Raw genomic sequence first — 21,281 nt, 5'->3', positions numbered from 1 at the left:
GAGTTACAGCCTTAGTGTCTGCATTATAATGACGCTAATTTCGAGGCCTGTGTGTTACCTTCATGAGGGCTATATTTCTTACTCATCTCGATCCAGATTTCAACGAGATTTGCGACAGCCTCAATATCGAGTAAAAGATCATCCGCACTTCGTGGTTTTGTAAGATATTGGCTTACATAGAGTGTTTTATCAGGCGCCACAGCGAGGCTGGCGTCAAAACTATTGAAGCAACTCATAGAGATACGCAAGTGGTGTTGCAGATCCTGCTCTGAGCCATCCCATTCGACGGGAATTTTTCCACAGAGATAATAGCCGTGTGGCATACCACGCAGACTGATTTCATGCCCGTCTATCACTCTTGTTATTTCCAACTCCTCGCCATTGCTGATGGCTGCTATACCTCGTGAAAGCTCTTCATAACCCGCCATAATAGCTTGCCTCACCTATAAGGAATTAGTATCTACTGGAAGCTATCGATAATTCTCTTTTTCATATTATGATCAAGGTTAAAATCCTGTTTGATAACTTCTTTGATGGCTTTGCCTTCTGTAGAGAGGTCTTTATATGCCCACACATCGTCGATGTTCACGAAATTGCCGTTTTCCTTAAGATCTTCTTTAAGGTGATCCAAGTGGCGAATGCGGTTTTGTAAATATGAAAAACTACTACTTGACATCGTTCTCACCTCCAAACATTAGTTGATTAACTACCTGGGATAGTGGTTTTCCTGGGGAAAAAGTTTAAATAAGTTGTCAATACAGAGAGCAAAAAAAGGCTTCAAACGATGAATATTTTTGAATCGATCGCTTATTCAATATGTTTTTTATAACTGCATGGCACGCAGCAATAAAGACAACTTACCCTTGAACGAGGACCTATACTGATTTTTCCCTATTTTTAGCAAAGCACTGTCAATTTCCAGGCATTCATCGCTCTTTACGGGTACTGACATCACATCAGATATCGACGCTGCAGATTCCAATTGATCAGGGTGGACATAGATCGTGGCTAACTCTTCACTAAAGTTACCCGCAAGTAGCTCGTTAACCATTTTACCGACTACTTCTTTACTTGGCACGGTGTCCAGCAGCTTTTTAAGGCATGCCTCTACTACATCACAGCATTGCTGCTCAACATCGTCGATAATGGCGGCTTTGATAGCTTCCAATTCGCTGTAAAACGCCTGCACCTGCTTCCAGAACTCCTTTTCAGCCTCTTCTCGCGTTTCCCTTGCAATAGTCTTCGACATTTTATGGGCTTCTTCAATGATTACGTCAGCTTCTATGGTTTTCCTTAAAATATAGTCTTCATAAGAGCTGACAATTTCCCGGTCTTCATTTTTAAGAATTGATGGTAACACAGAAACACTTTCAACAAACTCGCCTAAGGAAATCTTCTTATCGCTAAGCATGGTGTTTTTCCTGGATTAAAGTAGCCAACTACCCGCGCCACCTACACAGATTCAAAGACAATTACGGGGTTAACCCATAGCTGCCCGAGGTGCTCGATCAAGTACTTCTTTTTCCCCTACTTGAGCCTCGTCATTCGCAGCTTCGACACCGCTATCGGACACTTTTTCATCTCTGTGAGTGATAGAAAAATTTGGTTCAAGCTCATCTTTCATATTAAGTATTTCCACCCAAGCGCGTTTAGCCGCTTTCCCATTAGCCTCCAAGCAGGACATCTGCTTAACCGTCGACTCGATAAATTCCACAGTCTCGCGTAAAAACAGCAAGCGGACCCGCTTCCATAAATCCGGAGCTGAAAAACTCATTGTAAGATGTAAAAAACAGAGACCGAATTGTCCTTTCTCTAAACCTGTACAAACATCAAAAAAACGCTTTTTTAGAGAAAGCGCTCGATTTCTTTGTAAGATTCTGCGACGGATATCCACCGACATGGATTTTTCATTCACCACACCACTCGCCATTTTTTCTGCCAGATCCATAGTAGTGTCCCTATTCTCCAGCATACCCAGTAGGATCTTACTCGCGATATCGTCCTCTAGCGCTACGTACTCTTTCGGCAAACCATAACAGTCGCAGATGTAGTCATAAGACCAGTTCCAGGCCAAAGCGCTGGTATTTTGGTTCAACAGCCGCTCATCAAGTTCACCATACCAGCTTTGGTGAATAAACAACTGGGGTTTAAACCAAAAATTTAACCAATCATCTTGCTGTATCATAATCGCACTTTCTGTTGCAGACCTGTTTATAGATGATTTGGCTCATGAAGACATTGCCGGCTTTCTTCGACCGCCAATAGCGTTAGCACCAATTTTTGAAAAAAACCAGCGCCTCGGTTTTTCGTTCGGTATCAGAATATAAAGCAAAAACATTACCGGAATCAGCAACAACGACAATTTCATCGTACCACTCAACCGCTCCGCCGAAGAAACTTCCATCTTGTATGGACCAAGCATAGTCCATTCAGTTTCTATTACTTTCTTTTCTGAGACTGAGTATACAATGGCAATTTTGTCTGCTTCATTTGTGACCAACCCAGGAATACTACTGGCGATCAGTTGCTTGATTCGAGCCGTATAGATATCGACATCGTAGCTTTCTTCATGCTTGATAAATACAGCCGCCGACGATGGATTGATAGGTTCGCCTGGAGCGATACGTTCGGGCAGCACAACGTGAACACGGGCGGCGATAACACCGTCCATTTCGTTTAGCGTAAGCTCCAGTTCCTGAGATAGTGCATAGATATATCGTGCTCGCTCTTCCAGCGGCGTCGAAATAACGCCTTCTTTCTTAAAAATCTCTCCCATACTTGTCTTGTGCCTGCGCGGCAACGCCTGCGCACTCAATAGATTCACCGCACGCGCCATATCCGCTTCGTCAATCAGCACCGCAAGCCCTTCCTTACGTCGAACTTTTTTAGCGCCGATACCCTTGCTCAACAAAGCTGCGACGACCTCGTTGGCGTCCTTTTCATTCAGCTCGGTATGTAGGTCGACAACTGTTTTACAGCCTGAGATAAGCAGAAAAAACAGAAACAGCGTCGCCTTCAGCAGCCCTTTTTGACTATTTCGCATCTTAGATTCCACTACTGTAAGTTAGTTAACTTCTCTATGGACTGCGTGCTTTTGCTGATAACTTTTGCCATCAACGCCGTTTGAAAACCATAATCAGATGCCAGCCGTGAGGTATTGGCTATATCGAAATAACTGCTTCCTTTGCTGGCATTCTTAAATTGTTCATCCAGACTCTCGCGCTTTTCCTTTAAATCATCTGCAGACTTCTGCAGGTGACTAACCACTCGATCTCCGATATTGCTTTCATTACCTACTTCATTAATGGCTTCACTAAACCACCTGACGTCCTCCTCGCGGGGCGGCATCAACTCCTGTTGAAAAGCTGGAGCGTCAGCGGTCTGTATGGACTGATCGTAAACACTGATTTTGCTGCTCATAGTATTAGTACTCTCTTCTTAAACGACAAGGTTCTCGGTGGAAAGTCAGTGGCCGCCAGCCGGCGGCCACCAAGACTCACAGTTTCACGATCCTGAGCGCATCTCGTCAGCCCGCGCCATAACCTCTTTCGCATAACCAATCGGGTCAGTTTCACGCGCATACGAATCTACGGCACCAGGCGTCCAGTTATCACCACCATTGTATTTCTGCAGCTTGGTGGCCATGTCCCCTTCCTTAGTTGAAAGTATCAGAGCGCCCATTTTTACCTGATCGTCCTCACTGGAGTGGTCATACTCCTTACCAAACTTCTCGGCAAATTGCCCCATATAGGCTTCGCGCGTACTGGGTTCAACCTGCATCAGACCGTCACCTACACTATCACCGGTTCCTTTCAAAGCGTCACCGAAGCGACTTTCCCTCTCCATTTGCGCGGCTAGAACATAGGGATCGACGTCAGTCTCTTTACCGGCATCGACACAGAGCTCCCACTTGTCCTGTGGCATGCCTTTGGGTGCCTTTCCGGCGTCAACGGTGCTTCCACCATCCCCCGCCCCTGTTGCCTCTGGTGTACTCTCGCGAGCCCCGCGTGTATCAGGTTCTCCCACCGGCGCCGGGTTGCCAGGTTGTTTCAGAGCCTGTACATTATCCGGCCCACCGGCCCCCTCACCACTACCACCGTTGTTTTCACCACGCAGCAAGTTCAGAAAACCCATTAGTAACTGCATCATTTTCATTGCATCCTGGATGCTGCCATTATCCCCTTCACTAACATTTTTTCCGCCCTGCATAGCATCCGCCCAAGAACCACCATTCTCGGGTTTACCGAAAACCTCAGTGTTTTTATCCATGAAGGCGCCAACTTTTTCCAGCGTCTCCCGCTCTGATGGATTAGCGTAGGCATCACCGTGCCCGGTCTGAACCAGCGCGTTATTCATTTTTTCCGGATTAAGCGCGCTACCACCCGCACTACCGCCCGCACCACTGTCCGCATTATTATCACCAACACCACCGCCTTGCGCTTGGCCGATAAGCTCTATAAGCATTTTAAGGATTTCAATCAATTGATTCCCGGAGCCGGCTCCTTCAGCGCCATTAGCACCAGCACTTTCAATCGCCTCCTTGATTTTCTCCATCAAACGGTCAATGGGACTTTCCTGCTTCATTTCCTGCAGAAGCTTCTCCAACATTTCAATAATGCTGGACATCGCGCCACCCGACTTGCCTCCATCAGCACCGTCAGCGCCTTCAGCACCGCCAGCTCCTTCAGCACCGCCAGTTTTTCCTATTGCCTGCTCGAGCATATCGACCAACTTTTCCAATAACTGCAAGACCCCTCCACCCTTAACTTTATCGCCATCGTCGCTTCCAGACGGGCAGCAGGCTTTGTCAACGTCATTGCTGTTTTGGCGAGACATTATGTTGGCAGCTTTTTCAAACTCCTTGAAGTCTTTGTTGTCTAAGAGAGGCGTCTGACCGGATGCATCGTCTTTCATCATGTTATACACTTTATCTTTCCATGAACCGCCTTCACCGCCGGGTGGAGCAAAGGTGCCAGGGAATTTTTCATTCATATCATCCATGAAACCTGCTACCATAAACACTTCTTTTTCTTTGCTCGGGTTTAAAAGGGCACCGTCACCGTTGATTTTTGGAAGAAAGCAATTTTGGTAAGATGACTGTTCTTTGTCGTTTCCACCACACCCATTTTCACGAAAGTCCTGCCTCAACTCCCAAGTCTTTTCGTTCAATAGCTTATCAAACGCATTAACAACGGGCGAATCGCTCTTTACATCATTTTGCGGCTTGCAACACGGGTTGTTGTTGGCAGAAAAACCGAAAAGAGCGAAACTAGCCCCCCCACCAAGTATTTTGTCCAACATAATGGTTTACCTAACAGGTAGTTATAGTAAATATGGTTTAGCCCGAAAATGGAAGACACTTTAAGCCCTAGCATCCAAATCAGGAGGGCCTACTATGACTTAAAGTGCCAGCCAAACCACTTCTATTTTTTAGTGGTGTCGTTAAAAATCTATAGTAAACTGAGCAGCCTTCTTGAGACCATCCGCTTCAGCTTCACGCTCCAGCTTTTTCACCTGATTTTTACCCAACTCTTCAGTTTTCTCTACAGTAGCCCGATCAACCTCTTGCTCCCACTTTTCAGAGGCAGCTTTAACTTGATCGCTCTCAAGTAGGGAGCCAGCGCTCTGCAAGTAACTAAGTCCAGAACCAAAACCAATCATATTTTGTCTCCAAATATATTTGCCAATTAATCTTATTGAGAAATATTTTACAGAAATTATTTTCTATAACGTTCTTTCTCTTCCGCTTAAGTGGCAACAAGGTAAGATTGGTTCATTCCGAATCGGTTGCTCCTCCAGTGCTCTACAGAGAAGTTATGCACCTGGTAAGATAAAGCATAACTTGGAACTTTTTGGTAACGGCCGCCAATTGAGCTATAGACGCCGGTTAAAAAGGAAGATCTACACTAGCGACTCTTCAGCGACACCACCTCTGAGGAATCAGGAAGTATTAATCCGGTCCCGAAGCCGCAACCTCGAAAGCAATCCTGTCTGAAAACCAAATAGGAAATTGGCAGTTGAATGGAAGCGGAAATTGGGTAAGCTAAGATGTCGGCGGACGATTATACGGAAACTGTAAGGGGCATCTACCACCGGTAAGGCAGTAAGGTATGCGAATCATCACATACCTTGTGAAGATGATATATCAATTTTAATTTGAACTACGGAGACAGTATAATGCCTGGCCCTATAGTAGCAGCAGGAGCAACACTGGCAAGAGCCGCCACCACGGCAATCAGGTCCGGAGGTAAAACTGCTCAAGCATCTGGTCGAAGTTCGGCTAGTGCACAAAACGCACAAAAAGCGCGTCAGTTGGCCAACCCTTCGAGCAACAGCCCACAGGCGAAGAAAGTACAATCAACACCAGCCAACAAGATTCCCACCTTACAAGGTTTGTCACAACAGCTCAGTAATCCAGCTACGCGCAGCCTTGTACAAGACATCGCAGTGCATAGTGCCCTGGGCGTGGGGTCAGTGGCTTTGTCTGAAAACCACCCGAATGCAGCGGCCGCCGTATCAACCGCATCGAGTGTCATGGGCATTCGCAGCTCGTTCAAAGGGAACATGGCTGCCGGTATGACACGAGATCAATCTATGGCCTACATTGCACCGCAGATCGCGCACGCAGGAACAACGGCAGGCGCCACCGCTTTTAACGCTGTGCAGCAACATCGACAGGCGAAAGAACAGGAACAAGTGCAAGAAGGTGCTGCTGAGCGACCACAGGTCGCAGAGACCACCGAGACCCGGGCCAGGGATGAGTTTTAGGCGCCGCCCACTGGTTCCCATGTCTCCCGGGTTGCAGTCGGCAAGGGCAAATGCTTGAGGCTGGCCCCTGTTGCCGGTACCTGATTCATCTATAGCACCGGCGGCGGTGCTGTCTCACCCCGCCGGCGCTCTCTCATTCGGTGATCTGCTTAAGCTCCCACATCAAATTTTCAGCAGAACAGGCATCCGGTTATACCGCACTCTGGCCTGTCCTCCCTGGTAGGGTAAGGAGGAGCGGTGAAAAAACTATTTCGCGTTGGGAAGTCTAGCTACGGCGGTGGCGATTGAGCCGGAAGTCTTCTGGTCAATACGTAACAGACAGGGTTTTGCGTTGGGACACCAGCAACAAAGCGCGTGCTTTTTCCTTAGTGACACAGACATAAGCATCTGTCGAGGATGACTGGATCAATATCGCTCCGACGGCCTCCAGGTGCAAAAGCATCTCCAGCGCACTCTCCCAAACCGTTGCACCATAGGTCGTGGTGAGTCGCTCGTCTTCCTGCGACGTATAAAGCACGAACGCGGTGAGGCTTTCATTGACCTTTACAACGGCAATTTTTTCATGGTCTTCCGGGGCCATCTTCAGATATAACTCACTTGCAGCGAGACCGGCAAACAGCTTATCAATATCTTGCTTTTTTTTCGTTTCGGCAGCCCTATCAACCAGGTCCTCAACAGATTCGCTTGCCTCAGGTGAGGGCTCATCGTAGTACTCTTCGTCTTCCATATCAGTTAAACCAACCTATAAGTTGATTGATGATTTTCGGGTGTGAGTGTTCACGGTCACCGAATCCGGAATATCTGCAGAACCACAGCTCTTGAATTCTCTCCCCTTGCCTAAAAGAACGCCTCCGGCATCAGGTGTCTCCTTTCTCACTGACTGATTGGTACTGCTGAAAGATTCCTGCATATTACGAAAGCGGCCCGTAGTGTCACCGTGGGTTTGCACAGCTGTATGAGGCTGTTTGGGGGGCTGTCTATTCTCCAACTCTTGAAGCACCGATGGCAACAGAACAGCACCGGAAAACATTCCCTTAGCCGCCGTCACATCAATCTGATTGTGCACCGAATCGGTTGGGCTGACCTGATGGCTTCTCAGCGCACTGGAAACACCCGTCATATTATGAAAGTCGGTTTTTGCTATCATAATTGGTATTCTTTTTTCAACGGATCATGAGGTTCTTCAAAGCACTAAGATTTCGTCTATGTTCTTTTTTATATCTTTGCAGTCTTTCATTATCCCGATTAAAACATCAGCGGTCGTTAAATCAACCGGCAGGGCCATAAAATAGCGCAGCGTATTTGTCAATGTATGAAACCCCAACCAACCGCACTTTAGCACATCCAAGCTACTGTTTAGCTCCAAAACGGATTCCAGCCGCTTACAGTTAACGCCCAGCGAACTAATGGGACAAATCGCTGTATGCAGAATCAACAGTTTTCCGTTCTTGGGAACTTCAAGCCACAATTCCTCATCGTCATTAAACTTGATGACAGCCGCCCCATCCACGAGAGGTATTTGCGCACCAATTTCATGCGATAGGCTTTTTATCAGTTGATGTTGTTGAATTTGCGTCACAGCGTTTTGACCCGAGTCTGTATGGTGGCGTTAAAATCATCCTGCGAGATGTTCACAACCAGGCCCGATTAGTTGCGAATAATGGTTATACAGTGTAATTCTCTTTAAAAAAGTTCAGTATGTCCCAAGGGCTGGAAAAGAGAATATAGTGCCACTACGAATTGCTGTGGAACTTGGGAAAGGAAAAACCCACTCAGTCAGTACTACGCGCTAAAGCTAAAGCGGGCCTGTCGAGATCGCCGCAAAAGTGAAGATGATCTACTTGTCGCCACAACTTGTAGCCACAATAAGATTTATGGAACTCGATTTCAAAACCGCCCCTTGCTGCAAGGCGTTTGAGAACTATAGCGATAACGGGCGGACGTTTAGCTATATTGACCGCAGTCAGACTGGTCTTGGCTAAACTCCAGTAGCCCGGGGTAGATGGTAGTGGAACCCTCTGTTTATGGCACGGAAGGTCTGCGAATGATAGCGCAGCTTTCTGTCCTCTATAGCACTTCAACAGTTTCCGCTGAATTCTCCCATCTGAACATGATCTTTTATTTTTAAAGCCAACAAGACAAAGGTGCAACCATGAAGATACCCGGACTAGGTTTTATGACTAAAGCGGGAGGGTCTGTTGATAAAAACTTGCCCAGCATTCCAAAACCCGTGCCACAGGCTAACGGGCAGGCTAACAGCCAGCAAGCCCGAGAAGCGATGCAGACCTACATACAAATCGCAAAGGCAGGTAAGCTCAGCACTATGGCAATATCCATAGGCCTGCGGTATCTGGAACAAGGCCAGGGCGAAGCAAACTTTATGGAGCGACCTACATGTCCAACGGGGCGTCCAAAAGGTGACAACCGCACAGCGGAGCAAATCATCGAGGACAACCCTGTTTTAAAAAACCTCGGTGACCAAAAAGATATTAAACGTGAAGAACTAAAAAAGCAGTGTGGTGACTGGACCGAAGCCAACCCCGATAAAGAAGACCGGGCAAACGCCGCTTACAATATGGCAAAAGTGCTTAACTATATTGACACCTGCCAAAATCGCGAAGGCGGGGATCGGAAGAATTCCGGGGATGCGAATATCGAGGGGATTACGTCCTGCGGTGACGCCCGCCGGGGTACAGAGGCCGGCATGTTGAAAGATTTTGCCGAGCAAGGTTACGGTTCATTGCCGGAAAACCATCAATTAGATCAAACGAAGGATTCCCACGTTAGGCTGGATGGATCGAACAAGGATAATTTCCAGTGGGTCATGGGAGAGATAGGTAAAGTACTCAGTAAAATTCCAATTCTAAGATCTGCTACCGCACCATTCTTTGAGGCCTTGGGGGAGGGCCGCGGATTGGGTGACACCATCGCGAAAGGCTTTATGGGGCTTGCACAAAATGCGTTTGGTGCCGTAACCACAGTTGCCGGCGGCCCCGCCTCTATTGCTGCTACAGCAGCAACTGATGCAGTCAGCATCGGTGTCGAGGAAGGCATCGCAGCGACTGAGGATAAAGATAAGTCGTCATAAGGGCAGCGCAACTATCAAGGTGTTATTTGATACTAACCAGAGGAGATACCATTGAACCCTTACGCTAAATCTTCCACTTTAAGTTTAGGCAGGGTATTACCCCTCCTGCAAAAACAATTACTCATCGATATATAAAACTTTAAAACTTTCGGAGAAAACCATGCCATTACCCTTAGTAGGATCAGCAGTCAGCGCAATCGCAACCGGAGTACTTTCTGGCGGCGCGAGCCATGTTACACAAGAAACGATGCAACAAAACGAAGATAAACTCTTCGGCGAAACCGAAGGAAAAAAAGAAGATTCACCGACCGAGCATAAGCCAGGTGACGTTAATTTTTAAGTAAGTCTTTACAGCAGGTTTTCGCCTTGGGGCGGAAACTTGCTTTGTTTTTCAGCGGCTTGATTGGAGCAGTTCGGAATATGCCGTATACTCCCGCAAAAAAAAGGGCTACCGGCTTTTACAGAACAGTATTCGGCTGGCCAGCTATCCGTTAATAACCACAAAAGCCACCGCATAATCCTGCTCATCGGAAAGACTCAACAGACAATTGCTGCCGCCGAGCGCCACCATTCTGTCTTTAGCATTGCCAGTCAGCACCAGTTCCGGCGCACCCCACTCGGTATGCCGTACTTCCATATGCTGCCAGGACACCCCCTGGCCGATACCGGTACCCAGCGCCTTACCCACCGCTTCCTTGGCTGCAAAGCGTTTCGCCAGAAAAGCCTCCTGTAAAGCCGTCGCGCGGTACTCCTGCAACTCCGCCGGCGTTAAAATACGGGCGGCGAATTTTTCCCCGAGTCGGGCGAGCGACTCGCCGATGCGGTCGATTTGAACAATATCCGTGCCGATACCTACCACCATGTCAGCCTCCCGTATCCTTTCCCTACACCCGCCTCAGCGCTCTCACTGCGATGACAAGCCGGTAAAAAATTCGCGGCTCTTCAACGGTTTATTCCCGAGCAGCGGTTTCAATGCCAGGCGCGTCAACCGTTTGGCAGTACGCCGCACCGCATCGATCTGAAATTGTCGCTGGCTAATGCCGATCAACACTTCGCCAATGAAACAGTCCTGCGTCACACGCGCGCCTTCCGGTAACGCCAGGAAACCGCGTTCGGGCACAAACCGATAATGGCATTGTGTCTCCAGCGGTGCACCGCTTTCTGCCTCTGTCTCAAACGGAACCGCATAGCCGAGCTCCTCTAATAACGCGAATTCGAACTGGCGCAATTGTGGCTCCAACACCGCAGCGTCGCCGTGCACCGCAGCCAGAAAATCCTGGTAGGCCGAATAAATACCCGGGTGCGGGTCGTCCTCCGGCACCAGGCGCATCAGCAGTTCGTTCAGGTAAAAACCACTGTACAATACCCGACCCTGCAACGACCACCCGGGCGATTGCGCTTCAACCGCCGTGAAGGTTTTCAATCCGCCGCCACCCTGAAACGAGACCAGCAGGGGAATAAACGGTTGCCAGTGTTGCCCGGTCCGCCGCCTGGCACCGCGACCGCCCCGAACCACACCGGCAATGCGACCGGCGTCGCGACTGAACAGGGTCACGATCAGGCTGGAATCGCGATACGGGCGGCTGTGCAGCACATACGCTGGCTGTAATTCCACGCGTTGGACCATGCCGGCAGCCTCCAAACTGATGAATCGACTAGCATACCTCGAGTGTTGTTTGTCAGTGTACCCTCGAGGAAGGAAAAGGGGAGGTTCAGTTATCCCCTTCTCGTCTTAATTAAGAATACTGAGGGTAGGTCTGGCTCTGGGTGGGGCTGTCAGAAACTCTCGACAGCAGCGATGCTGTCGTGACCAGAAGTAGGCGCTTTAGGCGAGTTTCCAGGGGTGGAGCGGGAAACAGCGAAGCCTTACCTCGCCCCGCGGAACGCCCAAACCTTTAGTTTGGGCTGGACCCGCTTGCGGGGATTCATCGAGGGGACGCCTAGTCCGTGTTTCTGACAGCCCCACCCGGAGCCAGACCGATCAATTGGCACACCCTCGCTTAAGTCTCCGTTTTCCTACTAGCCATCATACCCTAGACTACGCAATGCCCACTCATCATCCGACCACCCGGTTTTTACTTTTACCCAAAGCTTGAGCATGACTTTACACTGGAACAGTGTCTCCATATCCAGCCGCGCCGCCTGCCCGATCTTCTTGATGCGCGCGCCCTTGTCGCCAATCAGGATGCGCTTTTGGCTGTCGCGCTCGACCAGCACCAACGCCCCGATATGCAGCGTCGCGCCCTCCTGCTTGAACTCCTCAATTTCAACGGTCATCTGGTACGGCAATTCGGCACCCAGTTGGCGGGTGATTTTTTCCCGCACCAACTCTGCCGCCATAAAGCGCGAGCTGCGGTCGGTAATCTGGTCTTGTGGAAAGAAATGCTCCCCGAGCGGCAGCCGCTCGGTAATCAGTCGCTCCAGTACGTCGAGATTGTCGTTGCGCAGCGCCGATATCGGCACGATTTCCGCCGCCGGCAAACGCGCCGCCAGCGTTTGAATATGCGGCAACAACACATTTTTCTCATCGATCTGGTCAACTTTGTTGAGCGCCAGAATCACGGGACACTTAACATCCGCCAGTCGCCCGGCAACCATCTCGTCTTCATCGGTCCAGGCGATCCTGTCGACCACGAACACAATGACATCCACATCGTGAATCGCGGTGGTGGCAGCGCGGTTCATATAGCGGTTGATGGCCTTCGACTGGTTCTGGTGCAGCCCCGGTGTATCGACAAACAAAATTTGCACAGCGCCTTCGGTTTTGATCCCGAGTACGTTGTGGCGGGTCGTCTGCGGTTTGCGCGAGGTGATGCTAAGCTTTTGCCGCAACAGATGGTTCAACAGGGTCGACTTGCCGACATTAGGTCGGCCGACGATGGCCACATAGCCGCAGCGGCTTTCCCCATCCTGCCCAGGCAATGTCATGGCGCCGACACCGAGCCTTGTAGCTTTTGCAAGGCACTCAGCGCCGCCTGCTTTTCCGCAGCGCGGCGGCTGCCGGCACGGGCCACCGTCGGTTGCTGCAACAAAGTAACCCGGCACTCGACGGTAAACGCCTGGGCGTGCGCCTCGCCGCTCACTGCCACCACCGAGTATTTGGGCAGGGGCGCCTTCTGCGCCTGCAGGTACTCCTGTAATTGGGTTTTCGGGTCTTTTGGGTTGGTGTCCAGCGACAGCTCCTGCAGCCTGGATTGATACCAGGCAAGCAAATGCTTTTGACAGGCATCCATACCGGCATCAAGATAAATCGCACCGATAATGGCCTCAACAGTGTCGGCAAGAATGGAGTCGCGCCGGTGTCCGCCGCTTTTCAACTCGCCCTCGCCGAGGATCAGGCTGTCGCCGAGGACTAGCTCTCGCGCTATCTCCGCCAGGGTTTCGCCTTTAACCAATTGCGAACGCAGGCGGCTCAGTTGCCCCTCCCTGGCAGTGGGGAAACGCCGGAACAGCGTCTCTGCAATGGTGAAGTTGAGAATGGAATCGCCGAGAAACTCCAGCCGTTCATTATTGCTGGACCCGCAACTGCGATGGGTCAGCGCCAGCACCAGCAGATCGGTATCAACAAACGTGTGGCCGATGCGCTTTATCAGCCTTTGCAACGCCAGGTTTGTCATAACATGCGCCTACTCTTTCGGCTTCTGCTTGCTCTTTTTCGGTTCGCAGCACAGCTCAGGCTTGTCCAGGTCCAGTTGGTTTTCAAAAGTCATCACCAGGTCGATATTAAAAAACAGGTTTTCCCGCACTTCGTAATTGACATTCACAAACACATCGTCTCTGTTTTTAACGACCTCGATCGCATCGACCGGGGCACCCCTGATATTGTTCAACCCAAAGACCGAATTGATCTTGCTTTTGATCTGGGACTTCGTCATCTCAATCAGCGGCGGCTCCAGCGCTCCGGCATTCTTCAGCGCGGCCTCGACAAAGGTATTCTCCGAATACGCCGTCCCCACCTTGACCGCGAAGGGTATGAAAAGGAACAGCAGTAAAAACAACAGGGCGTTTTTGGCCGTCAAAAAACCTCTTTGGTGACGTTGGGTTTTCATAAAGTCCCCTTTTGCAAAGGTTATTATTGTATCGATCCCACCCGGCTAAAACTGGGCAGGCTTAACAATCCTTCCCAGTGCATCCATATGCCAAAGGCCCTGCCGACAATGTTTTCCTCCGGCACTACGCCCCACTCGCGACTGTCGGCGCTGTTATCGCGGTTGTCTCCCATCATGAAATAGTGGCCTTCAGGAACCACCCAGGAACGCTTGCGATCCGGCTGACCGTGCGTCACGTGTTTCCTCATGGCGTGCTCCACGCCATCGAGGCTTTCCCGCATGATCTGAAAGCGCGGGTTTGCCGGCGGCAGCGAGGCCACCAGTTGCTGCGGCATCTTTTCACCGTTGATATACAAAACCTTGTTGACGTAGAGAATTTCATCGCCGGGCAGTCCGATCACCCGCTTGATGAAATACTGCTTCTTGTGCGGGGGGAAAAACACCATGACTTCGCCGCGCTTGGGTTCATTGATATCCAGCACCTTGGTGCGAATCACCGGCAGACGAATGCCGTAGGTGAACTTGTTGACCAGGATGAAATCGCCCACTTCCAGGGTCGGCACCATGGATTCGGAGGGAATCTGAAACGGCTCGACCAAAAAGGAGCGCAGCACCAGCACAATGAACAAAACCGGAAAAAAAGACTTGGAATACTCGACTTCAAGCGGCTCTCTGCCCAACACCGCTTCGACTTCCCGGTATCGATCCTGCAACTCCTCACCGACCTCGCCCACCTCATCGCCGACGCGGCTGACCAAAGCGCGGCGCTTTTTTTGCAGATAGAGCGCGTCAAACAACCAGATGATACCGGAGCCGAACACCAGCAACACCAACAGCAGCGGAAAGTTGAATTCCGCCTGCTGGAAAAACAGTTGATAACCCACCATCAACACCAGCATCGGGGCAAAGTAGCGGCGCGCATACTCCACCACCGGCGGCGGCGCCACCACCGCCTCCTGCGCTTTCTGATAAGCGAGCAGGCGTTTCTTGTCGGGCGGGCTGAGCGTGCCGAACTGAGCTGTCACTTCGGCCTGGGCTGCCAGGCGCCTGGCCGCCAGGAAAAACAGGTCGAACAGTATAATGCCCATAGCCGCAAATACCGCCAGGGTCAGCAGGGTCGAGATAATGTCGCTCATAAAGGTGTCAGCCAACCATTCCAGAGTTATTGTTCGTTAGGGCGAGCGTATGCAAGGGCCTGTCGCCGCCACCGCGCACCGGCAGACGTTCTTCATCCACCGCTTTCCCGGACCCGACGCCCGCCGGCCGGCCAGGTCTCCTTGTCATAAGTCATAGTGACGAGTTGTGGCAACTCAACTATCCACTTTCAGGACCGCCAAAAACGCCTCTTGGGGAATTTCCACCCGTCCAACCTGCTTCATGCGCTTTTTGCCCGCTTTTTGTTTTTCCAACAGCTTTTTCTTGCGCGTGACATCGCCACCGTAACACTTGGCGGTAACATTTTTACGCAGCGCTTTGACCGTGGTGCGCGCGATTATCTGTCCGCCGATGGCTGCCTGGATGGCGACGTCGAACATCTGGCGCGGAATCAGCTCTTTCATCTTATCGGCCAGCGCCCGCCCCTTGTAGGGAGCGTTGTCACGGTGCACGATCAACGCCAACGCATCCACTTTTTCACCGTTAATCAGCACGTCCAGGCGCACCAGCCGGGCCGGCTCGAAGCGATCGAAGCTGTAATCCAGCGACGCAAACCCGCGGCTGACCGACTTGAGGCGATCAAAGAAATCCATCACCACTTCATTCATCGGTAACTCATAGGTAACCGCCACCTGTCCCCCTACATACTGCATATCTTTTTGCACGCCGCGCTTTTCGACGCAGAGGGTAATGACCGCACCGAGGTGTTCCTGGGGCACCAGGACATTGGCCAGCACTATCGGTTCCCGCATTTCCTCGATGGCGCCGGCGTCCGGCAGCTTCGAGGGGTTGTCCACGTGTACGATCTGTCCGTCGTTCTTGACGACTTCGTAAACCACCGTCGGCGCCGTGGTGATCAGATCGAGATCGTATTCCCGCTCCAGGCGCTCCTGGATAATCTCCATATGCAGCATGCCGAGGAAGCCGCAACGAAAGCCAAAGCCCAGGGCATCGGAACTCTCCGGTTCGTAAAACAGGGACGCGTCGTTCAAGGTCAGTTTCGCCAGCGCTTCGCGGAAGGATTCGTAATCATCGGAACTCACCGGAAACATACCCGCATAAACCTGCGGTTTGATGGTCTTGAATCCCGGCAGGGCCGCCACCTCGGCACTGCGCTGGTGCGTGATAGTGTCGCCCACCGGCGCCCCCTGGATATCCTTGATGCCGGCGACCACAAATCCCACCTCACCGGCTTTCAGTTCCTTGGTTTCGAGCCGCTTGGGGGTAAACACCCCGACGCTGTCGACCACGTGGGCGCGGCCGATGGACTTGGTGATAATCTTGTCCTTCACCCGCAAACGGCCATGGGTTACCCGCACCAGCGATACCACCCCAAGGTAGTTGTCGAACCAGGAGTCGATAATCAGTGCCTGCAAAGGTGCGTCCACATCGCCCTTGGGCGGCGGCACCAGGCGCACCAGTTCCTCCAGCACGTCCTCCACCCCCAGGCCCGACTTGGCGCTGCATTTGACCGCCTCACTGGCATCGATGCCGATAATGTCCTCGATTTCCTGAATCACCCGCTCGGGCTCGGCCTGGGGCAGGTCCATCTTGTTCAGCACGGGTATGACTTCCAGCCCCTGCTCAATGGCGGTATAGCAGTTGGCGACCGACTGAGCCTCTACACCCTGAGCGGCGTCCACCACCAGCAGTGCGCCCTCACAGGCTGCCAGTGAGCGGGAGACTTCGTAAGAGAAATCCACATGCCCCGGTGTGTCGATGAAATTCAACTGGTAGGTCTCACCGTCGCGGGCCCGGTAATTGAGTGTGACACTCTGCGCCTTGATGGTGATCCCGCGCTCGCGCTCCAGGTCCATGGAATCGAGCACCTGCTCGGCCATCTCGCGATCGGCCAGCCCCCCGCAAACCTGAATAAAGCGATCTGCGATAGTGGATTTTCCGTGGTCGATATGGGCAATGATCGAAAAGTTGCGGATATGGCTGAGGTCGGTCACGTTGGATTGGCAACTGCTCGTTAGAAAATAGGATGGATACACATGACGACCGGCCCCCACAGGGGGGCCAGTCCAGGCTGCAAGTCTACCGTATTTGACCGGTGGGCGCTATGTAATCAGCCCTGCCCCGGGACGGGGCGGCGGTCATTCTTTGATCATAATGGTGCGGAAGGCCGGGCGCCCCTGGCGGAAGAAGCGAATCGGCAACAGCTCGTTGGTGGGCAGCTCCGCCTGCACCTCGTTGTAGGTGGCCAGGTCGTCGATGTCTTTGAATGCCAGTTGCGCAATCACATCGCCGGGACGCAGACCCGCCCGCGATGCGGGGCTGTCGGGTTCCACCTGCTCTACCAACACACCGCCGGCAATTTGCCAGGAGTCCTTCATGCGCTCATCGACATTGTTGACCACCACCCCCAGGCGATCACCGCTGACCCCGGCCTGGGCGATCGGCTCCTCATCGTCACCGCCGAGGGTACCCACCTCGACGTCAATGACCCGGCGCTTGCCTTCACGCATCACGGTCACCGGCACCTCCTCACCGGGCTTGGACGCGCCCACCACATGGGGAAGCTCGCTGGAGGCTTGAATCCGGGTCTTGTCGAATTTGACAATCACATCGCCGACTTTCAGACCCGCGCGATCGGCGGGCCCACCGGGCCGTAACTCGGCGATCAGGGCGCCCATGGGTTTCTTCAGACCAAAGGAGCTGGCCAGGTCGCGATCGACCTCCTGGATCACCACCCCGAGCCAGCCGCGGTCGACCCGCCCTTTATCTTTCAACTGGGACACAACCTGCTTGGCCACACTGATTGGAATCGCGAAAGACAGGCCGATGGAGCCGCCGGAGCGGGTATAGATCTGCGAATTAATGCCCACTACTTCGCCATCGAGATTGAACAGGGGCCCGCCCGAGTTGCCGGGATTGATGGCGACATCGGTTTGAATGAAAGGCACGTAGTTTTCCTGCCGGTCGGTGGGAATACTGCGACCGATGGCGCTGACGATACCCACACTGGCGGAGTAGTCGAGCCCGAACGGCGAGCCGATGGCAAGCACCCATTCCCCGACCCGCAACTCATCCGGTTCGGCAAACTTGAGTGTGGGCAGGTCATCGGCCTCGATCTTCAGCAGTGCCAGGTCCGAGCGTTCGTCCCGGCCCACCACCTCGGCGGTGAATTCCCGCCGATCTATCAACCGCACGACAATTTCATCGGCACCATCAATGACGTGGTTGTTGGTCAACACATAGCCATCGGCGGATATCACGAAGCCCGACCCCATGGAGTGCACATTGCGCTCGGGCTGATTGCGCGGTTCGAACAGGTAGCGGAAGATATCGGGGATATTCTGTCCGGGTGGCACCTGGATACGGTTACGCGAACGCGAGCGCTCGACGGTGTTGATCTTCACCACTGCCGGTGAGTTTTTTTCAATCAAATCGGTGAATTCAGGCAGGTTGTGATTGCGGGCCTGACTCAGGGGTGCCAACAGCACCACACCGGCACAGATCACCACATTTATGTAATTACGCAATTGCATTCAGGTCACTCCTTTCAATATTGCGCTTTGTCGTATTCGCTTGTGTTACGCCTGTTCATGGTGCTGAGCGTTCGCCTCAGCGGGCCAGTTTGAGCGGTTGTTGATCGTCGACCAATACCGGCTGCAGGCGTTCGTTGTTGCGGTTATGGTGAGCATGCCAGCGCACCAGTACCGCCCCCAGCCCCAGGCCAAACACCGCCCCGCCGATAGCCGCCACTTCCGTGCCGAAAGCCCACTGTCCGAGCCAACTGCCCAGTACCAGGGCCACCAGCGGCAGCAGGTAAACCAGCAGTGAACCCTTAACCACCACATCTTCAGCAATGCCGATACGCACTTGATCTCCCGGGCGGTAACCGGCGGCATCGCGCCCCTGCAGCAACACCCGCAGGTAGCTGGCGTTGCCGCCCCAGCGTGCCAGCAAACTCTGGCCGCACCCCGGTTCGGCGGCACAGCTGCTGCAGGTCGACCGCTTCACCGTCTCCACCCACAGGCTGTCTTTCTCAACGGCGACAACTCTGCCGGTTTCAGTAATCATGCAGAGGGTCCACTCCGATACACGGGTCCACCTATCAATGGGGTCATTGTCGCAGCCTATCAAGTCTCCGGGGTAAAGGCGATTGCACAACGGCAACCAGAGTGGCAGGTTAACGCTGCGGGGGTGGCACCAGTGACTTCACCGACTCGGCCACCCGCCGCGCGGTAATGGGGGGAATCTCGCCAACCACGGTAATGCTGTAGGGCAGGTTGTGCTTTTCCACCCGCTGCATATAGGCCACCGTGGCCCCGCGCCGCGCCTGCCCCTCGACGGTATAGCTGTCTACCACGGGATCGATAAACACCGAGAAAGTGGTCAGGCCGTCGGTGTACATCAACATGTCACCATTCGGTTCGATTTTGCGCTGTCCGGAAAACATAAACCCCTGCGGCAACCAATTGAGCTGCCAATTGTCGGTGCGGGCTGACGGCGGCGGCCTACAGCCGTCCATCTGCTGTCCGGCGATGCGATGGCGATCGCTGACCGGCGTCAACTCACTGTCATCGATGCCGCCCAGGGTCAACTCCACGAACTGAAAGCGCTCCAAGACCCGTTTGCCTTTCTCCATTTCACTCACCAGCATAAACAGCAGCGGCATGCCCGACTGCCTGTCGATGCCGAGTGTGTAGCCATAGCGATATTCGTCGCGCGGGACTATTTGCAGGATGTGCGCTTCGCGTCCGGCAATACGCTCTTCGCCCCGCAGGTAAAACACGTAGTGAGCGCTGAGACCGCCGGCATTTTCGCCCAACGCCCGCAGGCGCCCGCGCAGCAGTTGGTCGCCCGGCGGCAGACAATTGACCGGCTGGCCCCGGCGGACAAACTCCCGCGTTGGCCCGCTGAGATGTTCCAGGCGCTCATATTCGACACCGTCGCGCACGGAGTGGACAATTTTCAGCGTATCGAGGGACCCTCCCTGCTCGTAGGTGAACAGCCCGCGATAGTCGAGTTCCCGCACAGCAGCGGACATACGGCCGAGCAGCTCGGTGACCTGGGCGGGACTTTGGACAGCGCCGCTTTGCTGAGCGGCACTCGGGGGGGTAAACGCCGGTAGAAATACTATCAGCACAGTCGCTAGGCGTGACAACCGGCTATAGCCTGGTAGATTCATAGTGTCTTGCAGTGTGCCGAAGTTACTCGTCTTCCATTCGGGGAATCCGGGCAAACGGCAACATTCCCCTCCCACTGTTTTGTGCGGCGTGCTCGGCATGTTCCAGCATCAAATAGTTGAGCCGTTTTTGCACTGCCTCCAAGGGCACTGTCTGATCCACGCGCTTGGGGACAAAGAGCATCTTTGCCGGTCTCTGCTCACCATCGGTACTGACGCTGCGAACACTGGGGTTGAGTTCGGGAATCTGATCCTGGGTGGAACCGTTGCCGGCTATCTCGGCATCGCCGGGTAAATCACCGCTCAGAAAAGCGCTCTGTTGCGCGCCGATAAACACCGCACCGGCCACAGAAGCGGCGATGGCAAAGCGCCCTGCCTGGCGCCACCAGCGCCGCTCCGGCACTGCTTCGGCTGCGCCCCGGGGCAGTTGTTCGGGAATCAGGTCATGGTTGTCTTCGGCATCTATGGCCGCGCGAATGCGGTCTGACAGGTCTACATATTCGCTGTTCGGGGTAACGCCCCGCAAGGCGTCGCTGGCAAGCTGATAGCGGGCCCATACTGTGCGCACTTCAGCGTTGCTTTCACTCTCTTTCAGGATACGGTGGAGCTCGAGTTCAGTCGCCTGGTCATCTACCAGCGCCGACAGCGACTCCCGCAAAGATCGCTTGGCCGTATTTTCCGTCATGTTGGTTATTACCCCGCTTTGGCTGTGTTTCGCCTGTGTTTGCTTCCACTGAGGCCGACCGCTATTAAACGGCAGAACCTCACTTTATTCCAGTCTCTGTTTATTCCAATTTCCCGTCCCTGTGTATTTCATCCTTTAAAATACTGCTAATAATAACCGTTAACCGATCCGGTCATTTCGACATGTCCGTTGCCGCCGTTACTTGAATTAATACTTGCAGCTTAATACCTAGACCTTCATACCTAGACCTTAATACCAGGACCTCCATACCGGGACCTTATATACCGGGCCTGCTCCCCGGTCATCCCTGCTGACCCGGACCTGCCGCCTGGTCTCCGGTACTGCACGCTCTTTATGACACACGTTATGACAAACCTGAGCGACATTGGTTTCCCAAAT

25 protein-coding genes are annotated in these 21,281 nt (G+C 52.8%); 3 read left to right on the top strand and 22 right to left on the bottom strand.

What is annotated here, in order from left to right:
* Window positions 1-23: 23 nt before the first annotated feature.
* The 8 genes from FKG94_RS05230 to FKG94_RS05195 form a co-directional block, all read right to left on the bottom strand.
* Window positions 24-428 (bottom strand): hypothetical protein, encoded by a 405-nt coding sequence (locus tag FKG94_RS05230; protein WP_142903149.1) that lies wholly within the window; start codon window positions 426-428, stop codon window positions 24-26.
* 32 nt (window positions 429-460) lie between these two features.
* Complete coding sequence (locus FKG94_RS05225) at window positions 461-676, bottom strand: hypothetical protein (RefSeq protein ID WP_142903148.1); 216 nt, start codon at window positions 674-676, stop codon at window positions 461-463.
* A gap of 147 nt (window positions 677-823) precedes the next feature.
* Window positions 824-1,411: an HrpE/YscL family type III secretion apparatus protein gene (locus FKG94_RS05220; protein ID WP_142903147.1), complete on the bottom strand. Its 588-nt coding sequence runs from the start codon at window positions 1,409-1,411 to the stop codon at window positions 824-826.
* Window positions 1,412-1,480: 69 nt separating this feature from the next.
* Window positions 1,481-2,185, bottom strand: a complete 705-nt coding sequence (locus FKG94_RS05215) for a hypothetical protein (RefSeq protein WP_142903146.1) — start codon at window positions 2,183-2,185, stop codon at window positions 1,481-1,483.
* A 42-nt stretch (window positions 2,186-2,227) separates the two neighbouring features.
* Window positions 2,228-3,043, bottom strand: a complete 816-nt coding sequence (gene sctJ, locus FKG94_RS05210) for a type III secretion system inner membrane ring lipoprotein SctJ (protein ID WP_142903145.1) — start codon at window positions 3,041-3,043, stop codon at window positions 2,228-2,230.
* Between the two features lie 11 nt (window positions 3,044-3,054).
* Window positions 3,055-3,420 carry an EscI/YscI/HrpB family type III secretion system inner rod protein gene (locus FKG94_RS05205; RefSeq protein ID WP_142903144.1) on the bottom strand — a complete coding sequence of 122 codons (366 nt, stop codon included), beginning with the start codon at window positions 3,418-3,420 and terminating at the stop codon, window positions 3,055-3,057.
* A gap of 84 nt (window positions 3,421-3,504) precedes the next feature.
* Window positions 3,505-5,301, bottom strand: a complete 1,797-nt coding sequence (locus FKG94_RS05200; protein ID WP_142903143.1) for a lysozyme family protein — start codon at window positions 5,299-5,301, stop codon at window positions 3,505-3,507.
* A 141-nt stretch (window positions 5,302-5,442) separates the two neighbouring features.
* Window positions 5,443-5,661 carry a hypothetical protein gene (locus tag FKG94_RS05195; RefSeq protein ID WP_142903142.1) on the bottom strand — a complete coding sequence of 73 codons (219 nt, stop codon included), beginning with the start codon at window positions 5,659-5,661 and terminating at the stop codon, window positions 5,443-5,445.
* Window positions 5,662-6,177: 516 nt separating this feature from the next.
* Between FKG94_RS05195 and FKG94_RS05190 the strand changes: the two genes are divergently transcribed.
* Entirely contained in the window at window positions 6,178-6,768 is a 591-nt protein-coding gene (locus FKG94_RS05190) for a hypothetical protein (RefSeq protein WP_142903141.1), read from the top strand.
* 304 nt (window positions 6,769-7,072) lie between these two features.
* Here the strand turns inward: FKG94_RS05190 and FKG94_RS05185 are convergent, their stop codons facing one another.
* From FKG94_RS05185 to FKG94_RS05175, 3 genes are read right to left on the bottom strand one after another with little or no spacing between them, the layout of a single operon-like run.
* On the bottom strand, window positions 7,073-7,495 hold the full coding sequence (locus FKG94_RS05185) for a hypothetical protein (RefSeq protein WP_142903140.1): 423 nt from the start codon (window positions 7,493-7,495) through the stop codon (window positions 7,073-7,075).
* A 15-nt stretch (window positions 7,496-7,510) separates the two neighbouring features.
* Complete coding sequence (locus FKG94_RS05180) at window positions 7,511-7,915, bottom strand: hypothetical protein (protein WP_142903139.1); 405 nt, start codon at window positions 7,913-7,915, stop codon at window positions 7,511-7,513.
* 36 nt (window positions 7,916-7,951) lie between these two features.
* Window positions 7,952-8,347, bottom strand: coding sequence for a type III secretion system chaperone family protein (locus tag FKG94_RS05175; RefSeq protein ID WP_142903138.1), 396 nt, complete (start codon window positions 8,345-8,347; stop codon window positions 7,952-7,954).
* A 573-nt stretch (window positions 8,348-8,920) separates the two neighbouring features.
* Between FKG94_RS05175 and FKG94_RS05170 the strand changes: the two genes are divergently transcribed.
* Together FKG94_RS05170 and FKG94_RS05165 are read left to right on the top strand one after the other, a co-directional pair.
* Window positions 8,921-9,856: a hypothetical protein gene (locus FKG94_RS05170; protein ID WP_142903137.1), complete on the top strand. Its 936-nt coding sequence runs from the start codon at window positions 8,921-8,923 to the stop codon at window positions 9,854-9,856.
* A 160-nt stretch (window positions 9,857-10,016) separates the two neighbouring features.
* On the top strand, window positions 10,017-10,196 hold the full coding sequence (locus tag FKG94_RS05165) for a hypothetical protein (protein WP_142903136.1): 180 nt from the start codon (window positions 10,017-10,019) through the stop codon (window positions 10,194-10,196).
* 144 nt (window positions 10,197-10,340) lie between these two features.
* On the opposite strand, the gene acpS is transcribed toward FKG94_RS05165, so the two are convergent.
* From acpS to FKG94_RS05110, 11 genes are all read right to left on the bottom strand, one after another.
* The gene (gene acpS, locus FKG94_RS05160) at window positions 10,341-10,718 is read right to left on the bottom strand and encodes a holo-ACP synthase (RefSeq protein WP_142903135.1); all 378 of its coding nucleotides are present in this window, start codon (window positions 10,716-10,718) and stop codon (window positions 10,341-10,343) included.
* A 42-nt stretch (window positions 10,719-10,760) separates the two neighbouring features.
* Window positions 10,761-11,483: a DNA repair protein RecO gene (gene recO / locus FKG94_RS05155; protein ID WP_142903134.1), complete on the bottom strand. Its 723-nt coding sequence runs from the start codon at window positions 11,481-11,483 to the stop codon at window positions 10,761-10,763.
* Between the two features lie 392 nt (window positions 11,484-11,875).
* The gene (gene era / locus FKG94_RS05150) at window positions 11,876-12,784 is read right to left on the bottom strand and encodes a GTPase Era (protein ID WP_142903133.1); all 909 of its coding nucleotides are present in this window, start codon (window positions 12,782-12,784) and stop codon (window positions 11,876-11,878) included.
* On the bottom strand, window positions 12,781-13,473 hold the full coding sequence (gene rnc / locus FKG94_RS05145; RefSeq protein ID WP_142903132.1) for a ribonuclease III: 693 nt from the start codon (window positions 13,471-13,473) through the stop codon (window positions 12,781-12,783). Before rnc ends, era begins: the two co-directional genes overlap by 4 nt.
* A 9-nt stretch (window positions 13,474-13,482) precedes the next feature.
* Window positions 13,483-13,905 carry a DUF4845 domain-containing protein gene (locus FKG94_RS05140; protein ID WP_142903131.1) on the bottom strand — a complete coding sequence of 141 codons (423 nt, stop codon included), beginning with the start codon at window positions 13,903-13,905 and terminating at the stop codon, window positions 13,483-13,485.
* A 23-nt stretch (window positions 13,906-13,928) separates the two neighbouring features.
* Window positions 13,929-14,792 carry a signal peptidase I gene (gene lepB, locus FKG94_RS05135; RefSeq protein WP_142903387.1) on the bottom strand — a complete coding sequence of 288 codons (864 nt, stop codon included), beginning with the start codon at window positions 14,790-14,792 and terminating at the stop codon, window positions 13,929-13,931.
* Window positions 14,793-15,215: 423 nt separating this feature from the next.
* Complete coding sequence (gene lepA / locus FKG94_RS05130) at window positions 15,216-17,015, bottom strand: translation elongation factor 4 (RefSeq protein ID WP_142903130.1); 1,800 nt, start codon at window positions 17,013-17,015, stop codon at window positions 15,216-15,218.
* A gap of 144 nt (window positions 17,016-17,159) precedes the next feature.
* Window positions 17,160-18,554: a DegQ family serine endoprotease gene (locus tag FKG94_RS05125; protein WP_142903129.1), complete on the bottom strand. Its 1,395-nt coding sequence runs from the start codon at window positions 18,552-18,554 to the stop codon at window positions 17,160-17,162.
* Between the two features lie 76 nt (window positions 18,555-18,630).
* Entirely contained in the window at window positions 18,631-19,089 is a 459-nt protein-coding gene (locus FKG94_RS05120) for a SoxR reducing system RseC family protein (protein ID WP_142903128.1), read from the bottom strand.
* A gap of 109 nt (window positions 19,090-19,198) precedes the next feature.
* Entirely contained in the window at window positions 19,199-20,176 is a 978-nt protein-coding gene (locus FKG94_RS05115; protein WP_179957495.1) for a MucB/RseB C-terminal domain-containing protein, read from the bottom strand.
* Between the two features lie 46 nt (window positions 20,177-20,222).
* Window positions 20,223-20,882, bottom strand: coding sequence for a sigma-E factor negative regulatory protein (locus tag FKG94_RS05110; RefSeq protein ID WP_142903126.1), 660 nt, complete (start codon window positions 20,880-20,882; stop codon window positions 20,223-20,225).
* Between the last annotated feature and the right edge of the window lie 399 nt (window positions 20,883-21,281).

The organism is Exilibacterium tricleocarpae (assembly GCF_007004655.1).
Taxonomy (GTDB): Bacteria; Pseudomonadota; Gammaproteobacteria; order Pseudomonadales; family Cellvibrionaceae; genus Exilibacterium; species Exilibacterium tricleocarpae.
The sequence above is the reverse complement of the archived record's forward strand: the minus strand, read 5'-3'. Positions and strand labels throughout refer to the sequence as shown.